16 protein-coding genes and 1 pseudogene are annotated in these 16084 nt (G+C 69.8%); 9 read left to right on the top strand and 8 right to left on the bottom strand.

Annotated features, from left to right (window positions below; genetic code table 11):
• Nucleotides 1–59: 59 nt before the first annotated feature.
• The gene (locus ACQ860_RS12080) at nt 60–2267 is read right to left on the bottom strand and encodes an ATP-dependent helicase (RefSeq protein WP_431303604.1); all 2208 of its coding nucleotides are present in this window, start codon (nt 2265–2267) and stop codon (nt 60–62) included.
• A 50-nt stretch (nt 2268–2317) separates the two neighbouring features.
• On the opposite strand from ACQ860_RS12080, the gene ACQ860_RS12085 reads away from it, so the two are divergent.
• Entirely contained in the window at nt 2318–3253 is a 936-nt protein-coding gene (locus ACQ860_RS12085) for a hypothetical protein (RefSeq protein WP_431303605.1), read from the top strand.
• A 93-nt stretch (nt 3254–3346) separates the two neighbouring features.
• Here ACQ860_RS12085 and ACQ860_RS12090 read toward each other — a convergent pair whose 3' ends face one another.
• From ACQ860_RS12090 to ACQ860_RS12100, 3 genes and pseudogenes are all read right to left on the bottom strand, one after another.
• Nucleotides 3347–3928: a hypothetical protein gene (locus tag ACQ860_RS12090; RefSeq protein ID WP_431303606.1), complete on the bottom strand. Its 582-nt coding sequence runs from the start codon at nt 3926–3928 to the stop codon at nt 3347–3349.
• Nucleotides 3928–4590 carry a TerC family protein gene (locus ACQ860_RS12095; protein WP_431303607.1) on the bottom strand — a complete coding sequence of 221 codons (663 nt, stop codon included), beginning with the start codon at nt 4588–4590 and terminating at the stop codon, nt 3928–3930. Before ACQ860_RS12095 ends, ACQ860_RS12090 begins: the two co-directional genes overlap by 1 nt.
• A gap of 328 nt (nt 4591–4918) precedes the next feature.
• Nucleotides 4919–5533, bottom strand: a pseudogene (locus ACQ860_RS12100) (TerC family protein); the annotation flags it as partial.
• A 149-nt stretch (nt 5534–5682) separates the two neighbouring features.
• Between ACQ860_RS12100 and purB the strand changes: the two are divergent.
• The 4 genes from purB (at nt 5683) to ACQ860_RS12120 (ending at nt 8285) form a co-directional block, all read left to right on the top strand.
• Nucleotides 5683–7020 carry an adenylosuccinate lyase gene (purB, locus tag ACQ860_RS12105; protein WP_431303608.1) on the top strand — a complete coding sequence of 446 codons (1338 nt, stop codon included), beginning with the start codon at nt 5683–5685 and terminating at the stop codon, nt 7018–7020.
• Complete coding sequence (locus ACQ860_RS12110) at nt 7017–7508, top strand: YaiI/YqxD family protein (protein WP_431303609.1); 492 nt, start codon at nt 7017–7019, stop codon at nt 7506–7508. The genes purB and ACQ860_RS12110 overlap by 4 nt, the downstream gene beginning before the upstream one ends.
• A gap of 156 nt (nt 7509–7664) precedes the next feature.
• Nucleotides 7665–7934, top strand: coding sequence for a hypothetical protein (locus ACQ860_RS12115; RefSeq protein WP_431303610.1), 270 nt, complete (start codon nt 7665–7667; stop codon nt 7932–7934).
• 75 nt (nt 7935–8009) lie between these two features.
• Nucleotides 8010–8285, top strand: a complete 276-nt coding sequence (locus ACQ860_RS12120) for a hypothetical protein (protein WP_431303611.1) — start codon at nt 8010–8012, stop codon at nt 8283–8285.
• 7 nt (nt 8286–8292) lie between these two features.
• Here the strand turns inward: ACQ860_RS12120 and ACQ860_RS12125 are convergent, their stop codons facing one another.
• The 4 genes from ACQ860_RS12125 to ACQ860_RS12140 all read right to left on the bottom strand — a co-directional run bounded on the left by ACQ860_RS12125 (nt 8293) and on the right by ACQ860_RS12140 (nt 12147).
• On the bottom strand, nt 8293–9105 hold the full coding sequence (locus tag ACQ860_RS12125; protein WP_431303612.1) for a sensor histidine kinase: 813 nt from the start codon (nt 9103–9105) through the stop codon (nt 8293–8295).
• Nucleotides 9106–9347: 242 nt separating this feature from the next.
• Entirely contained in the window at nt 9348–9647 is a 300-nt protein-coding gene (gene rpmB / locus ACQ860_RS12130) for a 50S ribosomal protein L28 (protein ID WP_213612136.1), read from the bottom strand.
• A 120-nt stretch (nt 9648–9767) separates the two neighbouring features.
• The gene (locus ACQ860_RS12135; RefSeq protein WP_431303613.1) at nt 9768–10016 is read right to left on the bottom strand and encodes a hypothetical protein; all 249 of its coding nucleotides are present in this window, start codon (nt 10014–10016) and stop codon (nt 9768–9770) included.
• A 265-nt stretch (nt 10017–10281) separates the two neighbouring features.
• On the bottom strand, nt 10282–12147 hold the full coding sequence (locus tag ACQ860_RS12140) for an ABCB family ABC transporter ATP-binding protein/permease (RefSeq protein WP_431303614.1): 1866 nt from the start codon (nt 12145–12147) through the stop codon (nt 10282–10284).
• An 80-nt stretch (nt 12148–12227) separates the two neighbouring features.
• Here ACQ860_RS12140 and ACQ860_RS12145 point away from each other — a divergent pair, with 80 nt between their 5' ends.
• The 4 genes from ACQ860_RS12145 (at nt 12228) to devC (ending at nt 16040) form a co-directional block, all read left to right on the top strand.
• Nucleotides 12228–13085, top strand: a complete 858-nt coding sequence (locus ACQ860_RS12145; protein WP_431303615.1) for a DUF4743 domain-containing protein — start codon at nt 12228–12230, stop codon at nt 13083–13085.
• 77 nt (nt 13086–13162) lie between these two features.
• Nucleotides 13163–13729, top strand: a complete 567-nt coding sequence (locus tag ACQ860_RS12150) for a TetR/AcrR family transcriptional regulator (RefSeq protein ID WP_431303616.1) — start codon at nt 13163–13165, stop codon at nt 13727–13729.
• Entirely contained in the window at nt 13726–14781 is a 1056-nt protein-coding gene (locus ACQ860_RS12155; protein WP_431303617.1) for an HlyD family efflux transporter periplasmic adaptor subunit, read from the top strand. Before ACQ860_RS12150 ends, ACQ860_RS12155 begins: the two co-directional genes overlap by 4 nt.
• Nucleotides 14778–16040, top strand: a complete 1263-nt coding sequence (devC, locus tag ACQ860_RS12160; protein WP_431303618.1) for an ABC transporter permease DevC — start codon at nt 14778–14780, stop codon at nt 16038–16040. Before ACQ860_RS12155 ends, devC begins: the two co-directional genes overlap by 4 nt.
• Nucleotides 16041–16084 lie beyond the last annotated feature (44 nt).

Genomic DNA, 16084 nt, shown 5'->3' on the forward strand with positions numbered 1-16084 from the left:
GCGCATGATCCGCCGAGGCCGCAGGGCCGAGGCGGTGAAGCATCCGCGCAGAAGCGAGCTCAGGCCGGTTCGACGAAGCGATCCAGCACGCGCTTCACGCCCGCCTTCTCGAACTGGATCTCCAGCTTGTCGTCATCCACGTCCAGCACGCGGCCATAGCCGAATTTCTGGTGGAAGACGCGCGCGCCGCGCGCGAAGGCGCGCTCCCGCTCCGGCCGCTGGTCCACCTCCCAGGCGCCGGCCTCGATCACGCGCGGCCGGCGCTGCGAACTCAGCGGCAGCCCGGCCGAGAACACGCTGGCGGGCATGCGCGGGGCCTGCGTGACGCCGCCCTCGCGCAGCACCTCGCCCTCCGGCAGCTCATCCAGGAAGCGCGAGGGGATGGAGCTGACCCAATTGCCGTAGATGCGCCGGTTGGCGGCATGGCTGATGATGCAATGCCTGCGCGCCCGCGTGATGCCGACATAGGCGAGGCGCCGCTCCTCCTCCAGCGACTTCGCCCCGCCCTCATCCAGGCTGCGCTGCGAGGGGAAGAGGCCCTCCTCCCAGCCCGGCAGGAAGACCATGTCGAATTCCAGGCCCTTGGCCGCGTGCAGGGTCATGATGCTGACCTTCTGCCCCTCGGAATTGTCGTCATTCTCCATGACGAGGGCGATGTGTTCCAGGAAGGCGCCGAGTGTCGCGAAATCGCCCATCGCGCGCACCAGCTCCTTCAGGTTGTCGAGGCGGCCGGCGGATTCGATGCTGCGGTCGTTCTTCCACATCTCGATATAGCCGCTCTCCTCCAGCACCTGCGCGGCGATGACGACGTGGCCCTCCCTCTCCAGCCCCGCATTCCAGCGCGTCAGGTTCTCCAGCAATTCGCGCAGCGCCGCGCGCGGGCGGGGCCGCAGCGCATCGGTCTGACAGAGGCGTTCGGCCGCGACCCGCAGCGGCATCTGCTGTTCGCGCGCGAGCCCGTGCAGCGCGGCCAGCGCCGTATCGCCCAGGCCGCGCTTGGGCGTGTTCACGATTCGCTCGAAAGCGAGGTCATCCGCCGGCTGCGACATCGCGCGGAAATAGGCGATGGCGTCGCGAATCTCGGCCCGCTCGTAGAATTTGGCGCCGCCGAAGACGCGATAGGGAATGGCGAGCGTGATCAGCCGCTCCTCGAAGGCGCGGGTCTGAAAGCCGGCACGCACCAGGATGGCGATCTCACCGAGCTGCACGCCGTCCCGCCGCGCCTCCTCGATGCGGCCGCCCACCATGCGCGCCTCCTCCTCGCTGTCCCAGAGCGAGACGACGCGCACGCGCTCGCCGGACGCATCCGCGCGCCCCGGTCGCAATGTCTTGCCCAGGCGGCCTTCATTGCGCGCGATCAGCCCCGCGGCCGCGGCGAGGATGGGCCGCGTGGAGCGGTAATTGCTCTCCAGCCGCACCACCACGGCGCCCGGGAAGTCGCGCTCGAAGCGCAGGATGTTCTCGATCTCGGCGCCGCGCCAGGAGTAGATGGACTGGTCATCATCGCCCACGCAGCAGATGTTCCTGTGCGCCTGCGCGAGAAGCCGCAGCCAGAGATACTGAACGAGGTTCGTGTCCTGGTACTCGTCCACCAGGATGTAGCGGAACAGGCGGTGGTAGCTCGCCAGCACCTCGGGGTTGGTGCGCAGGATCTCCGTCACATGCAGCAGCAGGTCGCCGAAGTCGCAGGCGTTCAGCGCAATCAGCCGCGCCTGATAGGCCGCGTAGAGCTTCTCGGCCCGGTTGTTCGCATAGTCCGAGGTCTCCGCCACCGGAATGCGATCCGGCGTCAGCCCGCGATCCTTCCAGCGCTGGATGATGCCCATGAGGCCGTTCGGCGGCCAGCGCTTCAGGTCCACGCCCTCCGCTTCCATCACCTGCTTCAGCAGCCGCGTCTGGTCATCCGTGTCGAGGATGGTGAAGCTCGAGGTCAGGCCCACCAGCTCCGCATGGCGCCGCAGCATGCGCGCGGCCAGCGCGTGGAAGGTGCCGAGCCAGAGCCCCTCCACCGGGCGGTTCAGGATGGCGCCCAGCCGCTCGCGCATCTCGCGCGCCGCCTTGTTGGTGAAGGTCACGGCCAGCACCTGGTGCGGCTGCGCGCGGCCCGTCATCAGCAGATGCGCGAATCGCGTGGTCAGCACGCGCGTCTTGCCGGTGCCGGCGCCGGCCAGGACCAGCAGCGGCCCGTCCAGCGTCTCCACGGCGGCGCGTTGCTCCGGGTTCAGCCGGGCGAGGTATTCGGGAGGGGGGGCGTATGGTGCGGACACGCCAAGGCCTATAGAACATCCGGCGAACGCCACCAACCACGGCCTGCCCCTTGAACGCCCTGCGCCGCTTTCTGGAATGGTCCGCCCTGCATGGGGCGGCGCTGCTGGCCGGCAGCATCTTCGCGGGGCTGTTCATCCCCCCGCTCGCCGCCCTGTTCCGGGACGTGATCACGCCCGTGGTGTTCATCCTGATGGTGCTGGTGCTGCTGCGGGTGGACCCCGCGCAGGTCATCGCCTATCTGCGCCGCCCGCTGCTGGTGGCGGCCCTGCTCGCCTGGCTGCTGATCGCGACACCGCTGCTGGCCTGGGCGCTGCTGACGGCGCTCGGCATCACCGGGCCGCTGGCGAATGGCCTCGTCATCGTCGCCACCGGCTGCGCCGCCACCTCCTCGCCCGCCTTCGCGCGCATGGTGGGGCTCGATGGCGAGATCGCCTTCGTCGTCGCCGTGCTCTCCATCCTGCTGATCCCGCTCACGGCGCCGCCGCTGGCGCTCGGCCTGCTCGGCATCGACCTCGCCATCTCCATGACGGGGCTGATGCTGCGGCTCGGCCTCGTCGTGCTGCTGCCGTTGCTGATTTCCATGGTGATCCGCCGCGTGGTGGCGCCCGCGCAGCTGAACCACTGGGGCCGCGCGGTGGATGGCGCGGTGGTGCTGCTGGTGGTGTTCTACGGCTTCGGCGTGATGGATGGCGTGCTGGACCGCCTGCTGCGCGAGCCGGGCTTCATCCTCACCGGCGTCGCCATGGCCTTCGGCGGCATGCTGGCGATGAACGCGATGACGGCGCTGGCCTTCACCGGCTTCGGGCAGAGGCTCGCGCTCTCCGCCGGGCTGCTGGCTGGCAACCGCAACATGGCGCTGTATCTCGCCGTGCTGCCCGCGAACACCGATCCCGGCATCCTGCTCTTCTGCGTGCTCTGCCAGTTCCCGCTGTTTCTCAGCCCCTTCCTCCTGAAGCCGCTCTACGAGCGGATCAGGAGCTGGTGATAGGTCCGCCCTCAAGCGCCGGGCGCGCGCTCCGCGCCCGGTTTGGCGGCGCCGGCCGCTGTGCGGCCGGAAAGGTTGGGGAGGTCGCCCTCCTCAGCCTCCGCGCCGCAGCGCCTCGCTGATGTCGCGGATGAAGGCGCGCGGATCGGCCACCGGCGGGTCGCGCCGGGGCATGGAGACGCGCAGCCGCAGCAACTGCCCCCCCGCCGCACCCACGCAGGTGGTGCTCGTAACCGCCGTCCGGCCATAGGCGCCTTCGAGGTCGGCGCAGCGGAACAGCGGCGCGCCCTGCGGCTGGTCGCTCTCCTGCACCAGGCGCAGGCGGCGATGCGGGCCCGCGCCGCGTTGCGCCGCCGCCAAAACGCGCTGGTACTCATCCTGCACGACAAGGCTGTTCGGCCCGTCCGGCGGCGCGACGGAAGGCGGCCGCAGCACCTGCACGAAGCCGGCCGCCGTGCGCCCGGCCGTCGCGTAGGGCACTTCGACGCCCGGCAGCGGCTGGTCGATATTCGCCGTCGTGCCGCGCTGGAAGGCGCCCGCCTGGGCCGGCAGCCGCTCCGCCAGGCGTTGCGGCGCGGAGACGACGGGCACCGCGGGTGCCGTCGCCGGCGCATCGGCGCCTTCGGTCGCGCAAGCCGCGAGGCCCGCCAACATCAGGAGAGAAAGTTTGCGCATCAACCCATCCGTATCAGCGGCGTGGGCGCCTCGCGATATTCACCATGCGCGGCGCCCCCGCTCATGAAGCGATGGACATCCTCATAGACCATCTCGACGCCGATGTAGACGATGAGCGCGACGCCGATATAGGCGACGACCGGAAAGCTCTCGAGCAGCCGCGCGATCAGCGTGGCGGCCACACCCATCAGCAGGATCGAGACCAGCAGGCCGATCATCAGCATGGACATGTTGCCATGCGCGGCACCCGCCACGGCCAGCACGTTGTCGAGGCTCATGGAGACATCGGCGATGACGATCTGCCGCAGCGCCACGGCCATGGTCTTGGCCTCGACCTCGACCTCGTGGCCGGCGGCTTCGTCCTTGTCCTTCTGCCGCAGCTCCTTGAAGAAGCCATAGGCGATCCAGAGCAGCACGAGCCCGCCCACCAGCATGATGCCGGGAATGGCCAGCAGATAGACGGCGCCGAGGCTGAGCACGATGCGCAGCACCACCGCCAGCACCATGCCGAAGAGGATGGCCTTGGAGCGCTGCTCGGCGGGAAGCCCCGCCGCGGCGAGCGCAATGAGCACGGCGTTGTCGCCGGAGAGGATGAGATTGACGCCGAGGATCTCGGTCAGGACGACCCAGTTCCAATCGGCCATGAAGGCGGCGAGATCCATGTTTTCGTGCTTTCCTCAACGGGGATTGCTCGAAAACTAGACTGCGCCGCCCTCACCTGTCTTTGCGGAATGGTCATTCGCCTGTCATTCCGCCTGCGTCATTCAGCGCGCCGGGATGGACGCCCGGTCATTTCGTCTTGTGGTGCTGCCCGTGGCTCTCGGCCTCGGCGCCGCCGCGGCGGGCACGCAGAACCGCCTCGACGATCAGCGCGGCGAGCGCGGTGATCACCGCGACCTGCAGCAGCGTGGCGCCGGCCCAGATCCAGGCGGGGAAGACGCCCGGCAGGGCCAGATAGCCCAGCGGCAGCAGCAGGAAGGCGTAGGAGCCGGGCACCTTGTCCGCGACCTCATGCGTGCCCGACCAGATCATGTCGCCCGCGACATAGACGATGATCAGCAGGCCGACCCAGGCGATCCAGCGATGCTTGTTCAGCAGGTTCGCGATGAAGGTGGCGGCGACGCCCATCAGGATGACCGAGATGGCGAGGCCCACGATCAGCACATAGGGATGGTCCTTCGCGGCACCCGCCACGGCCAGCACGTTGTCCAGGCTCATCGAGACGTCGGCGATCAGGATCTGCGTGATGGCCTGGCGCATGGTCTTCTTCGGCGAGCCGTCGGGGTTGGTCGTCGACTCGTCGAAGCCCTCGGCCGGCGCCTCATGGCTGCCACCCTCACGCAGCTCGCGATACATCTTCCAGCAGACCCAGGCGAGCAGCACGCCGCCGGCCAGCGTGATGCCGGTGATGGCGAGCAGCTGCACCGTCACGCTGGCGAAGGCGATGCGCATCACCGTCGCGGCGGCGATGCCCCAGAGCACGGCCTTCTTGCGCTGGTCCGGCGGGAGGCCGGCGGCGGCCATGCCGACCACGATCGCATTGTCCCCCGCGAGGACGATGTCGATCATCAGGACCTGCATGAGTGGTACGAACCAATCCGGCATGGGCGCGCCCTTCTAAATAAACTATTTGTAATCCAAGGACTTTCTTGGCATCCATGCTTCTTTGACAGAGGACGCGGCGCGCGCCAAGCCCGCTTGTCCGGATTTGCCGCAGGCGGCAAACCACCGCCCAGCGTTGTTGAGAGGCTCCGATGGTCCCCCGTTATTCCCGCCCCGCCATGGCCGAGATCTGGTCCCCCGAGACGCGGTATCGCATCTGGTTCGAAATCGAGGCGCTGGCCGCCGAGGCCATGGCCGAGATCGGCACCATCCCTGCCTCCGCGGCCGTTTCCATCCGCCAGGGCGGCGCGCCTCGCGTCGCCGCGATGGGCCCCGCCGATGTCGAGCGGATTGATGAGATCGAGCGCGTCACGCGGCATGACGTGATCGCCTTCCTCACCTGGCTCGGCGAGGGCATCGGCGAGGATGCGCGCTACATGCACCAGGGCCTGACGAGCAGTGACGTTCTGGACACCTGCCTCGCCGTCCAGATGACACGCGCGGCAGATTTGCTCATCGCGGATGTCGAAGCCGTCATGGCCGCGTTGCGCATGCGCGCCATGGAGCACAAGTTCACCCCCACCATCGGCCGCAGCCACGGCATCCATGCCGAACCCACCAGCTTCGGCCTGAAGCTCGCCGGCCACTACTGCGAATTCGCCCGCAACCGCGAGCGCCTGATCGCCGCCCGCGCCGAAGTCGCCACCTGCGCCATCTCCGGCCCCGTCGGCACCTTCGCCAGCGTGGACCCGCGCGTGGAAGCGCATGTGGCGAAGTCCCTCGGCCTCGCCATCGAGCCCGTCAGCACGCAGGTCATCCCGCGCGACCGCCACGCCGCCTTCTTCGCCACGCTGGCCGTCGTCGCCGGCGCCATCGAGCGGCTGGCCACCGAAGTGCGCCATTTGCAGCGCTCCGAGGTGCGCGAGGCGGAGGAGTTCTTCCACGCCGGGCAGAAGGGCAGCAGCTCCATGCCGCACAAGCGCAACCCGGTGCTCTCCGAGAACATCACCGGCCTCGCCCGCCTCGTGCGCGGCTATGCCATGCCGGCGCTCGAGAACATCACCCTCTGGCATGAGCGCGACATCAGCCATTCCAGCGTGGAGCGCGTGATCGGCCCGGATGCCACCATCGCGCTCGACTTCGCGCTGATGCGTCTCGCCGGCATGATGGAGAAGCTGACGGTCTATCCCGTCCGCATGACGGAGAACCTGGAAGGCCTCGGCGGCGTCGTGCATTCGCAGAAGGTGCTGCTGGCGCTCACCCAGGCCGGCCTCTCGCGCGAGGACAGCTACGCCGCGGTCCAGCAGGCCGCGATGGCGACCTGGCTGAAGCTCGGCCAGCCGGATGTGAAGAGCTTCGCGGAAAACCTGCTGGCGCGGCCCGAGGTGGCGGCGGTGATGGATGCGGCCACACTCTCGCGCGTGATGGACCCGCAGCTCGACTTCCGCCATGTCGAGACCATCTTCGCCCGCGTCTTCGGAACCGCGTGACGGCGCTCTACATCGACGCCGATGCCTGCCCGGTGCGCGAGGAGGCGTTCCGGGTGGCCGCGCGGCTGCAGGTGCACACGCATGTCGTCTCCAACGGCGCGCGCGGCATCCTGCTGCCGGAAAGCCCGCTGATCCACCGCGTCATCGTCACCGAGGGCGCGGATGTGGCGGATGACTGGATCGCCGAGCGCATCACCGCGCAGGATGTCTGCGTGACGCAGGACATCCCGCTCGCCGCGCGCTGCCTGGAGAAGGGCGCGCGCGCACTGAACGCCAAGGGCCATCGCTGGACGACGGAGAATATCGGCCATGCCCTGGCCGGCCGCGCCGTGGCCGAGCATCTGCGCTCCACCGGCGCGCGCACGGGCGGCCCTTCGGGGATGACCCAGCAGGACCGCTCGCGCTTCCTCTCCGAACTGGACACGCTGCTGCGCGCGGCGATGCGGCCCGAGCCGCCGCGCCTCATCGTCCCGCCTGGCGGGTTCTGAGCCGGCCTCAAATCACCCCGCTTTCGCCTTGCTTCCGCCACGAGCCGGGCGCCTCATGGCGCGAGGCCGCAACCGGACGCAGCATCGCTCGTTGGCAGACCGGTCGCCCCACATCAGATGTTGGCCGTGGCCCCCGCCACGGCGGAGGAACCTGCCATGCGTTGGCTCAAGCCGGGCGTGATCCTGGGGGCGGCGGCATCGCTCGCCGCCTGCGCCCCGGTCTATGGCGGCGGCTATGTCGGCCCCGCCTATGTGGCCCCCGCGCCGCGCTACTACGCGCCGGTCCCGCGCTACTACGTGGCCCCGCCGCCGCCGCGCGTCTATGTGCCGCCGCCCCGCTACTACGGCCCGCCACGCTATTATGGCGGCCCTTATCGCGGGCCCTATCGTGGCCCTTATCGCGGCCCCTATGGCGGCTGGCGCTGAAGATCACGCCTTGATGCCGCCATGCTTCGGCCATGCTGGCGGAGTTCCCTGTGACGAGTGAAGGAGGTCTCTCCGATGCGTTCGTTCCACAAGCTGATCATCGCCGGCGCCCTGGCCCTGGGCGCGTTGCTCCCGGGCGGCGCCCAGGCGCAGTACTGGGACAAGCCGGGCTATGTTTATGCCCCGCCGCCCCCGGTCTATTACGCGCCGCCCCGTCCGCTCTTCGTGCCGCCGCCGGTGGTCTTCGTGCCGCCACCCCGGCCGCGCTACTACGCGCCGCCGGTCTATTACGGCCCGCCGCGCGGCTATCACGGGCGGCCCTGGCGCGGCGGACCGCACCGCCACTGGTAGCCTGACCTCAGGCGACCGCCGCCATCCGCTCCGGCGGCAAGGACAGGAAGGCGCGCGCCCCGATCCCCGGCGCCGCCTCGATCACCAGTTCACCGCCATGCGCGCGCAGCAGCGAGCGCGCCAGCGAAAGCCCGAAGCCCAGCCCGCGCGAGCGATCGGCGCCGCCATCATGGGCGATGGGCGCGAGATCCTCGATCGCGAGCCCCACCCCCTCATCCTCGACGATGATGGAGGCCGCATGCGGCCGCAGGTCGGCGCGGATCTCGATCACATCCGCCTCGGCCGTGGCGCGGGCGGCACGCCCCAGCACCTGCACCAGCGCACCGCGCAGCGCCCGCCGGTCCGCCGTCACGGCCAGGTTCTCGATGGCGGGCGCGATGCGCCAATGCCGCTTGCCCGGCCCCAGCTGCGCGCTGGCGATCGCCACCGCCTCGCGCAGGATGGGAGCCAGCGGGAAGCGTTCCTCCTGAAGACCGCGCGCCGGCACGGCGCCGCCCGCCTCCTCGGCGGCGGCGTCCGCCAGGGCGAGGAGGTGCCGCGCCTCCCCCTCGAAGGCGCGGCCGGCTTCCTCTCCCCCGGACTGTGCGCTCAGAAGCTGGGCGCGGCCGAGCAGGGCCAGGCCCAGGCTGTTGAGGTCGCGCGAGAGCAGGCCGAAGCTGCGGCGCCTTCCCTCGGCCAGGCCGCGCAGCGTGGCCAGTTCCGCCGCGAGGCGCGATGCCCGGCCAAGCCCGGCGAGGGCGGCGAGGCCACCCGCGGCCGCGAGCACGACCAGGACAGCAGGAAGGGCGGAGGTGAAAGCTTCGGGGAGGGCGTCGGTCATCATGCGAATGATTCTCGCGCCGATTCGGTTAACGCCCGGTTAAAATGACCCGGCGACGAATCCCGAAAAGCTTGCCTGACGTTGGTTCTCGGCCTTTATGGTCCGGAAACATAACGATTTACCGGCGTCTCACGTCGCAGATCCCGCGTCGGCCCCCAGAAACACAAATGCCGCGAATCGGGCATTTGCCCGATTCGCGGCATTGTGGATGCAGCACGGGGCGATGCCCCGGGCGGGCCTTCTCAGGCCGCGGCGGCCTTCTTGGCCTGGGCGCGCAGGATGCGGCGCTTCAGCACCGCCGCCTCGGGCGGCAGGTTGCGCGGCTTGGTGGTGAGCAGGAAGGCGTCAATGCCGCCATTGTGCTCGATGGTGCGGATGCCCGCCGTCGTCAGCCGCAGCTGGATCGAGGTCGCCAGCACGTCGGAGTAGAAGGAGGTTTCCTGCAGGTTGGGCAGGAAGCGCCGGCGGGTCTTGTTGTTCGCGTGGCTGACATTGTTGCCAGACTGAACGCCCTTGCCGGTGATGCCGCAGCGGCGAGCCATGGTGATGATCCTGCAAACTGGGCGCGCAAGGGTTCCCCCGGCGCGGCGGTAAATCGGAGCGCGGCTTTTGCGGCAGGTCAGCGCGCGAGTCAAGCGCACGCGCCATGCACGCCGCGGACGTCAGCCCTTCGGCAGCGTCGGCAACTGCCTGAGCTCGCCCGCCTCCACGCTCGCCAGCGCCTGGCGCAGCACGCCGGCGATCGAGCGGTCATCCATGCTGCGCGCGAGCAGCCCAAGCGCCCCGCCCAGCAGGGCCGAGGCGGCGGAAATCGGGGCGATCTGCTGCTCCAGCATGTACTCGATGGCCTTGTCGACCACCGAGCCCGCGTGGCTCAGATCCTCGGGGGCATCCCCGTGCGCAGCTTGCATTGTCCGGCAACTCCAGTCTTTCCAGACAGATGGGGCCTGAAGCCCAGCCAGGGAAGAGCATCAAGATTAAGGCTTTGTCATGCATGCGGGGAGCGGGCGATCAGGCGCACCACCCCGAGACTGATTCACGCCTCCGGTGAGTCCACCGGAGCCGATCAGGCTCACCGCCCCGAGACCGATTCACGCCTCCGGTGAGTCGACCGGAGCCGATCAGGCGCACCACCCCGAGACTGATTCACGCCTCCGGTGAGTCCACCGGAGGCGATCAGGCTCTCTCGCCCGCGGCGCGCGCACTCACGCCGGTGCCGAACTCCGCCTGGGCCTGGGCCAGCGCGGCCGCTTCCGCCGCCGCCACCGCCTCCGACTGGCGGCGCCACATCTCGGCATAGAGGCCATCGGCCGCGATCAGCGCCGCATGGGTCCCGCGCTCGGCGATGCGCCCCTCCTCCAGCACGATGATCTCATCCGCCTCCACCACGGTGGAAAGCCGGTGCGCGATGACCAGCGTGGTCCGCCCGCGCGAGACATCGCGCAGCGCGGCCTGGATCTCCTGCTCGGTGCGCGTGTCCAGCGCGCTCGTCGCCTCATCCAGGATGAGGATGCGCGGGTCCTTCAGGATGGTGCGCGCGATGGCCACGCGCTGCTTCTCGCCGCCCGAGAGCTTGAGGCCACGCTCGCCCACGCGCGTCCTGTAGCCGTCCGGCATCTTCAGCACGAAGTCATGCACCTGGGCGAGCTTCGCGGCCTCCTCCACCTCTTCATCCGTGGCGGCCGGCCGGCCATAGGCGATGTTGTAGCGGATGGTGTCATTGAACAGCACCGTGTCCTGCGGCACGACGCCGATGGCCCGCCGCACGCTGTCCTGCGTCACGCTGCGCACATCCTGACCATCGATCCGCACCGCGCCGCCCGTCACGTCATAGAAGCGGAACAACAGGCGGGAGATGGTGGATTTCCCCGCCCCCGTTGGCCCGACGATGGCGAGCATGCGCCCCGGCGGCACCTCGAAGCTGACGCCCTTCAGGATCTCGCGGTCCGGCCGGTAGGCGAAGCGCACATCCTCGAAGCGCACCGTCCCCTGGCTCACCACGAGGTCGGGCGCATCGGGCGCATCCGCGATCTCGGCGGGCACGTCGAGCAGGAGAAACATCTCCTCCATGTCGGTCAGGCCCTGCTTGATCTCGCGATAGGCGAAACCGAGGATGTTCAGCGGCAGATAGAGCTGGATCAGATAGGCGTTGACCATCACGAAATCGCCCACCGTCATCTCGCCCGCCGCGATCCCGCGCCCGGCCAGCAGCATGACGATGGTGAGGCCGGCCGCCATGATGGTCGCCTGGCCGGCGTTCAGCATGTTCAGCGTGGTCTCGGAGCGCACATAGGCGCCCTCGTAGCGCGTCAGGCTCTCATCGTAGCGCCGCGCCTCGTGCCGCTCATTGTTGAAGTACTTCACCGTCTCGTAGTTCAGCAGGCTGTCCACCGCCTTGGTGTTCGCCTCCTGGTCCGTGTCGTTCATCACCCGCCGGAAGGCGAGGCGCCAGTTGGTGAACAGCAGCGTGAAGGTGATGTAGGAGCCGATCGTCAGCAGGATGGTCAGCGCGAAGCTGAGCGCGAACATCCACCACAGGATGGCGGCGACCAGGAAGATCTCCACGATGGTCGGCAGGATGTTGAACAGCATGAAGTTCAGCACGACCGCGATGCCGCGCGTGCCGCGCTCGATCACGCGCGACAGCCCGCCCGTCGCGCGGTCCATGTGAAACCGCATCGAGAGCGCATGCATGTGCCGGAAGACGCTCAGCGCCACACGCCGCGCCGCCCGCGCCTGCACCTTGGCGAAGACGGCGTTGCGCAATTCCGCCAGCGCCGAGGACATGACGCGCAGGAGCCCGTAGCCGATGACCAACGCCACGGGGATGGCGAGCATCGCCCCCACGCCTTCCTTCGGCGCCAGCGCATCCACCGCCCGCGCGTAGATGATGGGGACCAGCACATTGGCCGCCTTGGCCGCGATGAGGCAGAGCACCGCCAGCACCACACGGATCTTCAGTTCGCGCTCCCCCTCCGGCCAGAGATAGGGAAGGATGCTCCGCACGGTGCGGAGGTGGTTCGTCGGCTGCTTCGCGCTCATGATGCAACATGTGGCCCGCGCCAAGGGTTTTGGGAACCACGGGCCTTCCCGCCCGGCCCGGTCCCTGCCACATGCCAGCGATGAGCAAACCGCTGTTCCGCCACATCGAGGCCTGCAACAACACGCCCTCCCCCGCGCATCTCCTGCCCTTCCGCTTCGGGGAGGAACAGGTGGGCTGGGTGACGCCCGACCTCGCCCAGGCGCTCACCTTCCTGCCGCGCGACTTCCATTTCGACGGCAAGGGCGTCGCCATGACCGGGCGCCTGCGCGGCGCCGCCCAGCGCAGCGATGCGCTGGCCGCCGCCGCCCGCGTGCTGGCGAAACAGGGCTTCGGCCGCGTCCGCGGCGAGCTCTTCGACATCCGCGCCGCCGCGGAAGGCCCGGCGCTCGGCACGCTGGACCGCGGGATGATCCCGCAATTCGGCGTGATCGGGCAGGGCGTGCACCTGAACGGCCTGGTGCGCCGGGCCGATGGGCTGCATGTCTGGGTCGGCATCCGCGCCCGCAACAAGGCCGTGGCCCCCGGCCGGCTCGACAACCTCGTCGCCGGCGGCATCCCGGCCGGGCTGGACGCCGAGCAATGCCTGATGAAGGAGGCCGGTGAAGAGGCCTCCCTGCCCGCCGCGCTGGTGGCCCGGGCCCGCCGCAGCGGGCGCATCTCCTATATCCTCACCGCCGAGGAGGGGCTGCGGCGGGATGTGCTGCACGTCTTCGACCTGGAGCTGCCCGAGAGCTTCACCCCCCGGCCCAATGACGACGAGGTGGAGGCCTTCGAGCTCTGGCCCGCCCCCCGCCTGCTGGAGGCGCTGCGCGAGACCGAGAGCATCAAGTTCAACGTGAACCTGGTGCTGATCGACCTGTTTCTCCGCGAGGGCCTGATTGATCCGGATGGCGCGGAAGGCCGCGCGCTGCGCGCGGGGCTCGACCAAGGTCCCTGAGGGGCCGTGACGCCACCAACCGTCCAGACGGTACAGTCATTTCTTGACAAACCGTCCAGACGGTATAGTTCTGGCGCATGCTTGATGCGCCACCCATTCCCGATGTCCGCACCCGCATCCTCGATGCCGCCGAACGGATCGTGCAGGAGAAGGGCGTCCCCGCCCTGACGCTGGAGGCCGCGGCCCGCGCCGCCGGCATTTCCAAGGGCGGGCTGCTCTATCACTTCGCCTCCAAGGAGGCGATGCTGAATGGCCTCGTCGCCCGCCTCGCGGAATCCGTGGAGCAGGATTTCCAGGCGATCCTCGCCGCCCAGTCCGGCCCCGCGCCCGCCAGCCGCGCCATCCTCTCCTGGATCTTCGATCACCCGGAGCAGGTCTGCGAAGAACATGAACGCGCCGGCGCCGTCTTCCTCGCCGTCTTTCACCATGACCCCGCGATGCTGGCGCCCATCCGCGGCGTCTTCGCCCGCATCCGCGACCATCTGCGCGCCGACAGGCTGCCTCCCGGCCGGGCGCTCGCCCTGATGGCCTGCAGCGACGGCCTCTTCTTCGGCCGCCTCTTCGGCATGTACGAGCAGACCGAGGAGGACCAGCGGGCGATCCGCACCGCGCTCGAATACCTCGTGCAGGAGGGCGGCGCATGAACCGCAAGCTTCTCCTGGGCGTCGCCATGCTCGCCGCCGGCGCCGGATACTATGTCTACGCCAACCAGGCCGCGCCCCCGCCGCCCGCGCCCGTCATCGCCACCCCCGCCGTGCCGCTCGGCGTCGGCGCGCTGGGCCGCGTCGAGCCCGCCTCGCGCATCCGCAAGCTGAACCAGCCGGGTGGCATGGCCGTGACCCGCCTCGCCCGCGTCTTCGTCACCGAGGGCGACCTCGTCACCGAGGGGCAGCTTCTGGCCGAATTCGCCGATGCCGAGATGAAGGACGCCGCCGCCCAGCAGGCCGAGGCGAGCCTCGCCGAACTCCGCGCCGCGCTCGCCCGCGTCCGCGAGGCCGGCCGCCCGACCGAGGTCGCCGCCCAGCGCGCCCGCATCGCCGCCCTGGCCGCGCAGGAGGAGATCGCCCGGCGCGACGCCGCCCGCACCGACCGGCTGGTCCCCTCCGGCGCCGGCTCCGAGGCGGCCGCCGAGCGCAACCGCTTCCTGCTGCTCCGCCTCTCCGCCGAGCGCGCCCAGGCCGAGGCCGACCTCCAGACCCTCTCCACCCCGCGCGAGGAGGATCTCCGCCTCGCCGAGGCGCGCGTGGCCGGCGCCGAGGCCGCGCTCGCCAAGGCCCGCGCCGATGCCGAGCTGGCCCGTGTCCGCGCCCCCATCGCCGGCACCATCCTGCGCATCTTCGCCCGCCCGGGCGACCAGGTGGGCAATGATGGCCTCATGGAACTGGCCGACCTGACACGCATGGATGTGGTGGCCGATGTCTTCGAGACCGATCTCGGCCGCCTCCGCCCCGGCATGACGGCCGAGATCCTCGTCCCTGGCGAGCGCCAGCGCGTCACCGCCACGCTGCGCGACATCGGCTGGCAGGTACGCCGCACCACCCAGGCGGGCACCGACCCGGTGGCCGCGGTGGACAGCCGCACCGTCGAAGTCCGCCTCGCCCTCTCCGAGGAAGGGGCCGCCCTGCTGCGCCGCCGCACCGGCATGCAGGTGCAGGTCGCGATCCGCGCGCAGGACCCCGCGGTGGCCGCCCGATGAACCAGATCAGCCCCCTCGGCACCGAGAACCTGCTCCCCTGGGCGCCGGAGCTCACCGGCGAGCCCATCCCGCCCCGCCCGCGCGTGGCCCCGGGCCCCGCCGCCTTCCTGCTGCTGCCGCTGCGCCTCGCCTGGCGGCAGCTCCGCGCGGAGAAGTCCCGCCTGCTCGCCGCCATGGCCGGCGTCATGTTCGCCTGCGTGCTGGTCTTCATGCAGCTGGGCTTCCGCGGCGCGCTTTTCGACAGCGCGACCAACATGCTGGGCGCGATGCGGGCCGACCTCTTCCTCATGCACCCCATGACGGATGCGAGCTTCCGCCCCGAGCCCCTGCCCCGCGCCCGCGCCTTCCAGACCCTGGCCGACCCCGATGTCGCCGTCGCCGTGCCGATCTACCTGGCCCAGGCGAGCTGGCGGAATCCGGAGACGGGCCGCCGCCGCGCCGTCCAGCTCATCGGCCTCGATGCCGAGGCGGGCGCGGTCGGCTTCACGGGCCTCGCCCCGCTCGTCGAGGCGCTGAAGCAGCCGGACACCGTCGCCTTCGACGTGCGCTCCCGACCTGAGTTCGGCCCCATCGGCCAGCTCTTCGCCGAGCGCGGCCCTTTCCAGGTGCAGGTGGGCCATCGCGAGATGCGCCTCGTCGGCCTCGTCGAGATCGGCCCCAGCTTCGGCGCCGACGGCAACGTGGTTCTCAGCGAGACCAATTTCCGCCGCGTCTTCGAGCGCCGCGTCTCCAACACCGACCTCGTGGCGCTGAAGCTGCACGAGGGCGCCGACCCGCGCGCCGTCCAGGCCCGCCTGCGCGAATTGCTGCCGGGCGACGTGATGGTGATGACGCACACGGAACTGGTGGCGCATGAGCGCAGCTATTGGGAGAACGGCACGCCCATCGGCTTCATCTTCGTCTTCGGCAGCCTGATGGGCCTCGTGGTCGGCATGGTGATCGTCTACCAGATCCTCTTCTCCGACATCGCGAGCCACATCTCGGAATACGCCACGCTCAAGGCCATGGGCTATTCCAACGGCTATCTCTCGCGCGTCGTGATGAGCGAGGCCTTCATCCTGGCCATCATCGGCTTCATCCCCGGCCTGCTGCTCTCCGCCTGGCTCTACGACTGGGTGGGGGCGGCGACCTTCCTGCCGCTCGCCATGTATCCGGAGCGCGCGCTGACCGTCTTCCTGATGATCTTCACCATGTGCGCGGCGGCCGGCCTGCTCGCCATGCGCAAGCTGAGGGACGCCAATCCGGCGGATATGTTTTGATTTTTCTCCCCACGACGCCGCTTCGCGTCGCCGCGAGGGCCCCG

It is taken from the genome of Sediminicoccus sp. BL-A-41-H5 (genome assembly GCF_050632405.1).
GTDB lineage: Bacteria > Pseudomonadota > Alphaproteobacteria > Acetobacterales > Acetobacteraceae > Roseococcus.

Bases quoted from the DNA above. Each gene is read 5' to 3' on its own strand.
- ACQ860_RS12090 (WP_431303606.1), bottom strand. From the start codon at position 3,928: ATGCGCAAACTTTCTCTCCTGATGTTGGCGGGCCTCGCGGCTTGCGCG.
- ACQ860_RS12095 (WP_431303607.1), bottom strand. From the start codon at position 4,590: ATGGATCTCGCCGCCTTCATGGCCGATTGGAACTGGGTCGTCCTGACC.
- purB (WP_431303608.1), top strand. From the start codon at position 5,683: ATGGTCCCCCGTTATTCCCGCCCCGCCATGGCCGAGATCTGGTCCCCC.
- ACQ860_RS12115 (WP_431303610.1), top strand. From the start codon at position 7,665: ATGCGTTGGCTCAAGCCGGGCGTGATCCTGGGGGCGGCGGCATCGCTC.
- ACQ860_RS12120 (WP_431303611.1), top strand. From the start codon at position 8,010: ATGCGTTCGTTCCACAAGCTGATCATCGCCGGCGCCCTGGCCCTGGGC.
- ACQ860_RS12125 (WP_431303612.1), bottom strand. From the start codon at position 9,105: ATGACCGACGCCCTCCCCGAAGCTTTCACCTCCGCCCTTCCTGCTGTC.
- rpmB (WP_213612136.1), bottom strand. From the start codon at position 9,647: ATGGCTCGCCGCTGCGGCATCACCGGCAAGGGCGTTCAGTCTGGCAAC.
- ACQ860_RS12135 (WP_431303613.1), bottom strand. From the start codon at position 10,016: ATGCAAGCTGCGCACGGGGATGCCCCCGAGGATCTGAGCCACGCGGGC.
- ACQ860_RS12140 (WP_431303614.1), bottom strand. From the start codon at position 12,147: ATGAGCGCGAAGCAGCCGACGAACCACCTCCGCACCGTGCGGAGCATC.
- ACQ860_RS12145 (WP_431303615.1), top strand. From the start codon at position 12,228: ATGAGCAAACCGCTGTTCCGCCACATCGAGGCCTGCAACAACACGCCC.
- ACQ860_RS12150 (WP_431303616.1), top strand. From the start codon at position 13,163: ATGCTTGATGCGCCACCCATTCCCGATGTCCGCACCCGCATCCTCGAT.
- ACQ860_RS12155 (WP_431303617.1), top strand. From the start codon at position 13,726: ATGAACCGCAAGCTTCTCCTGGGCGTCGCCATGCTCGCCGCCGGCGCC.
- devC (WP_431303618.1), top strand. From the start codon at position 14,778: ATGAACCAGATCAGCCCCCTCGGCACCGAGAACCTGCTCCCCTGGGCG.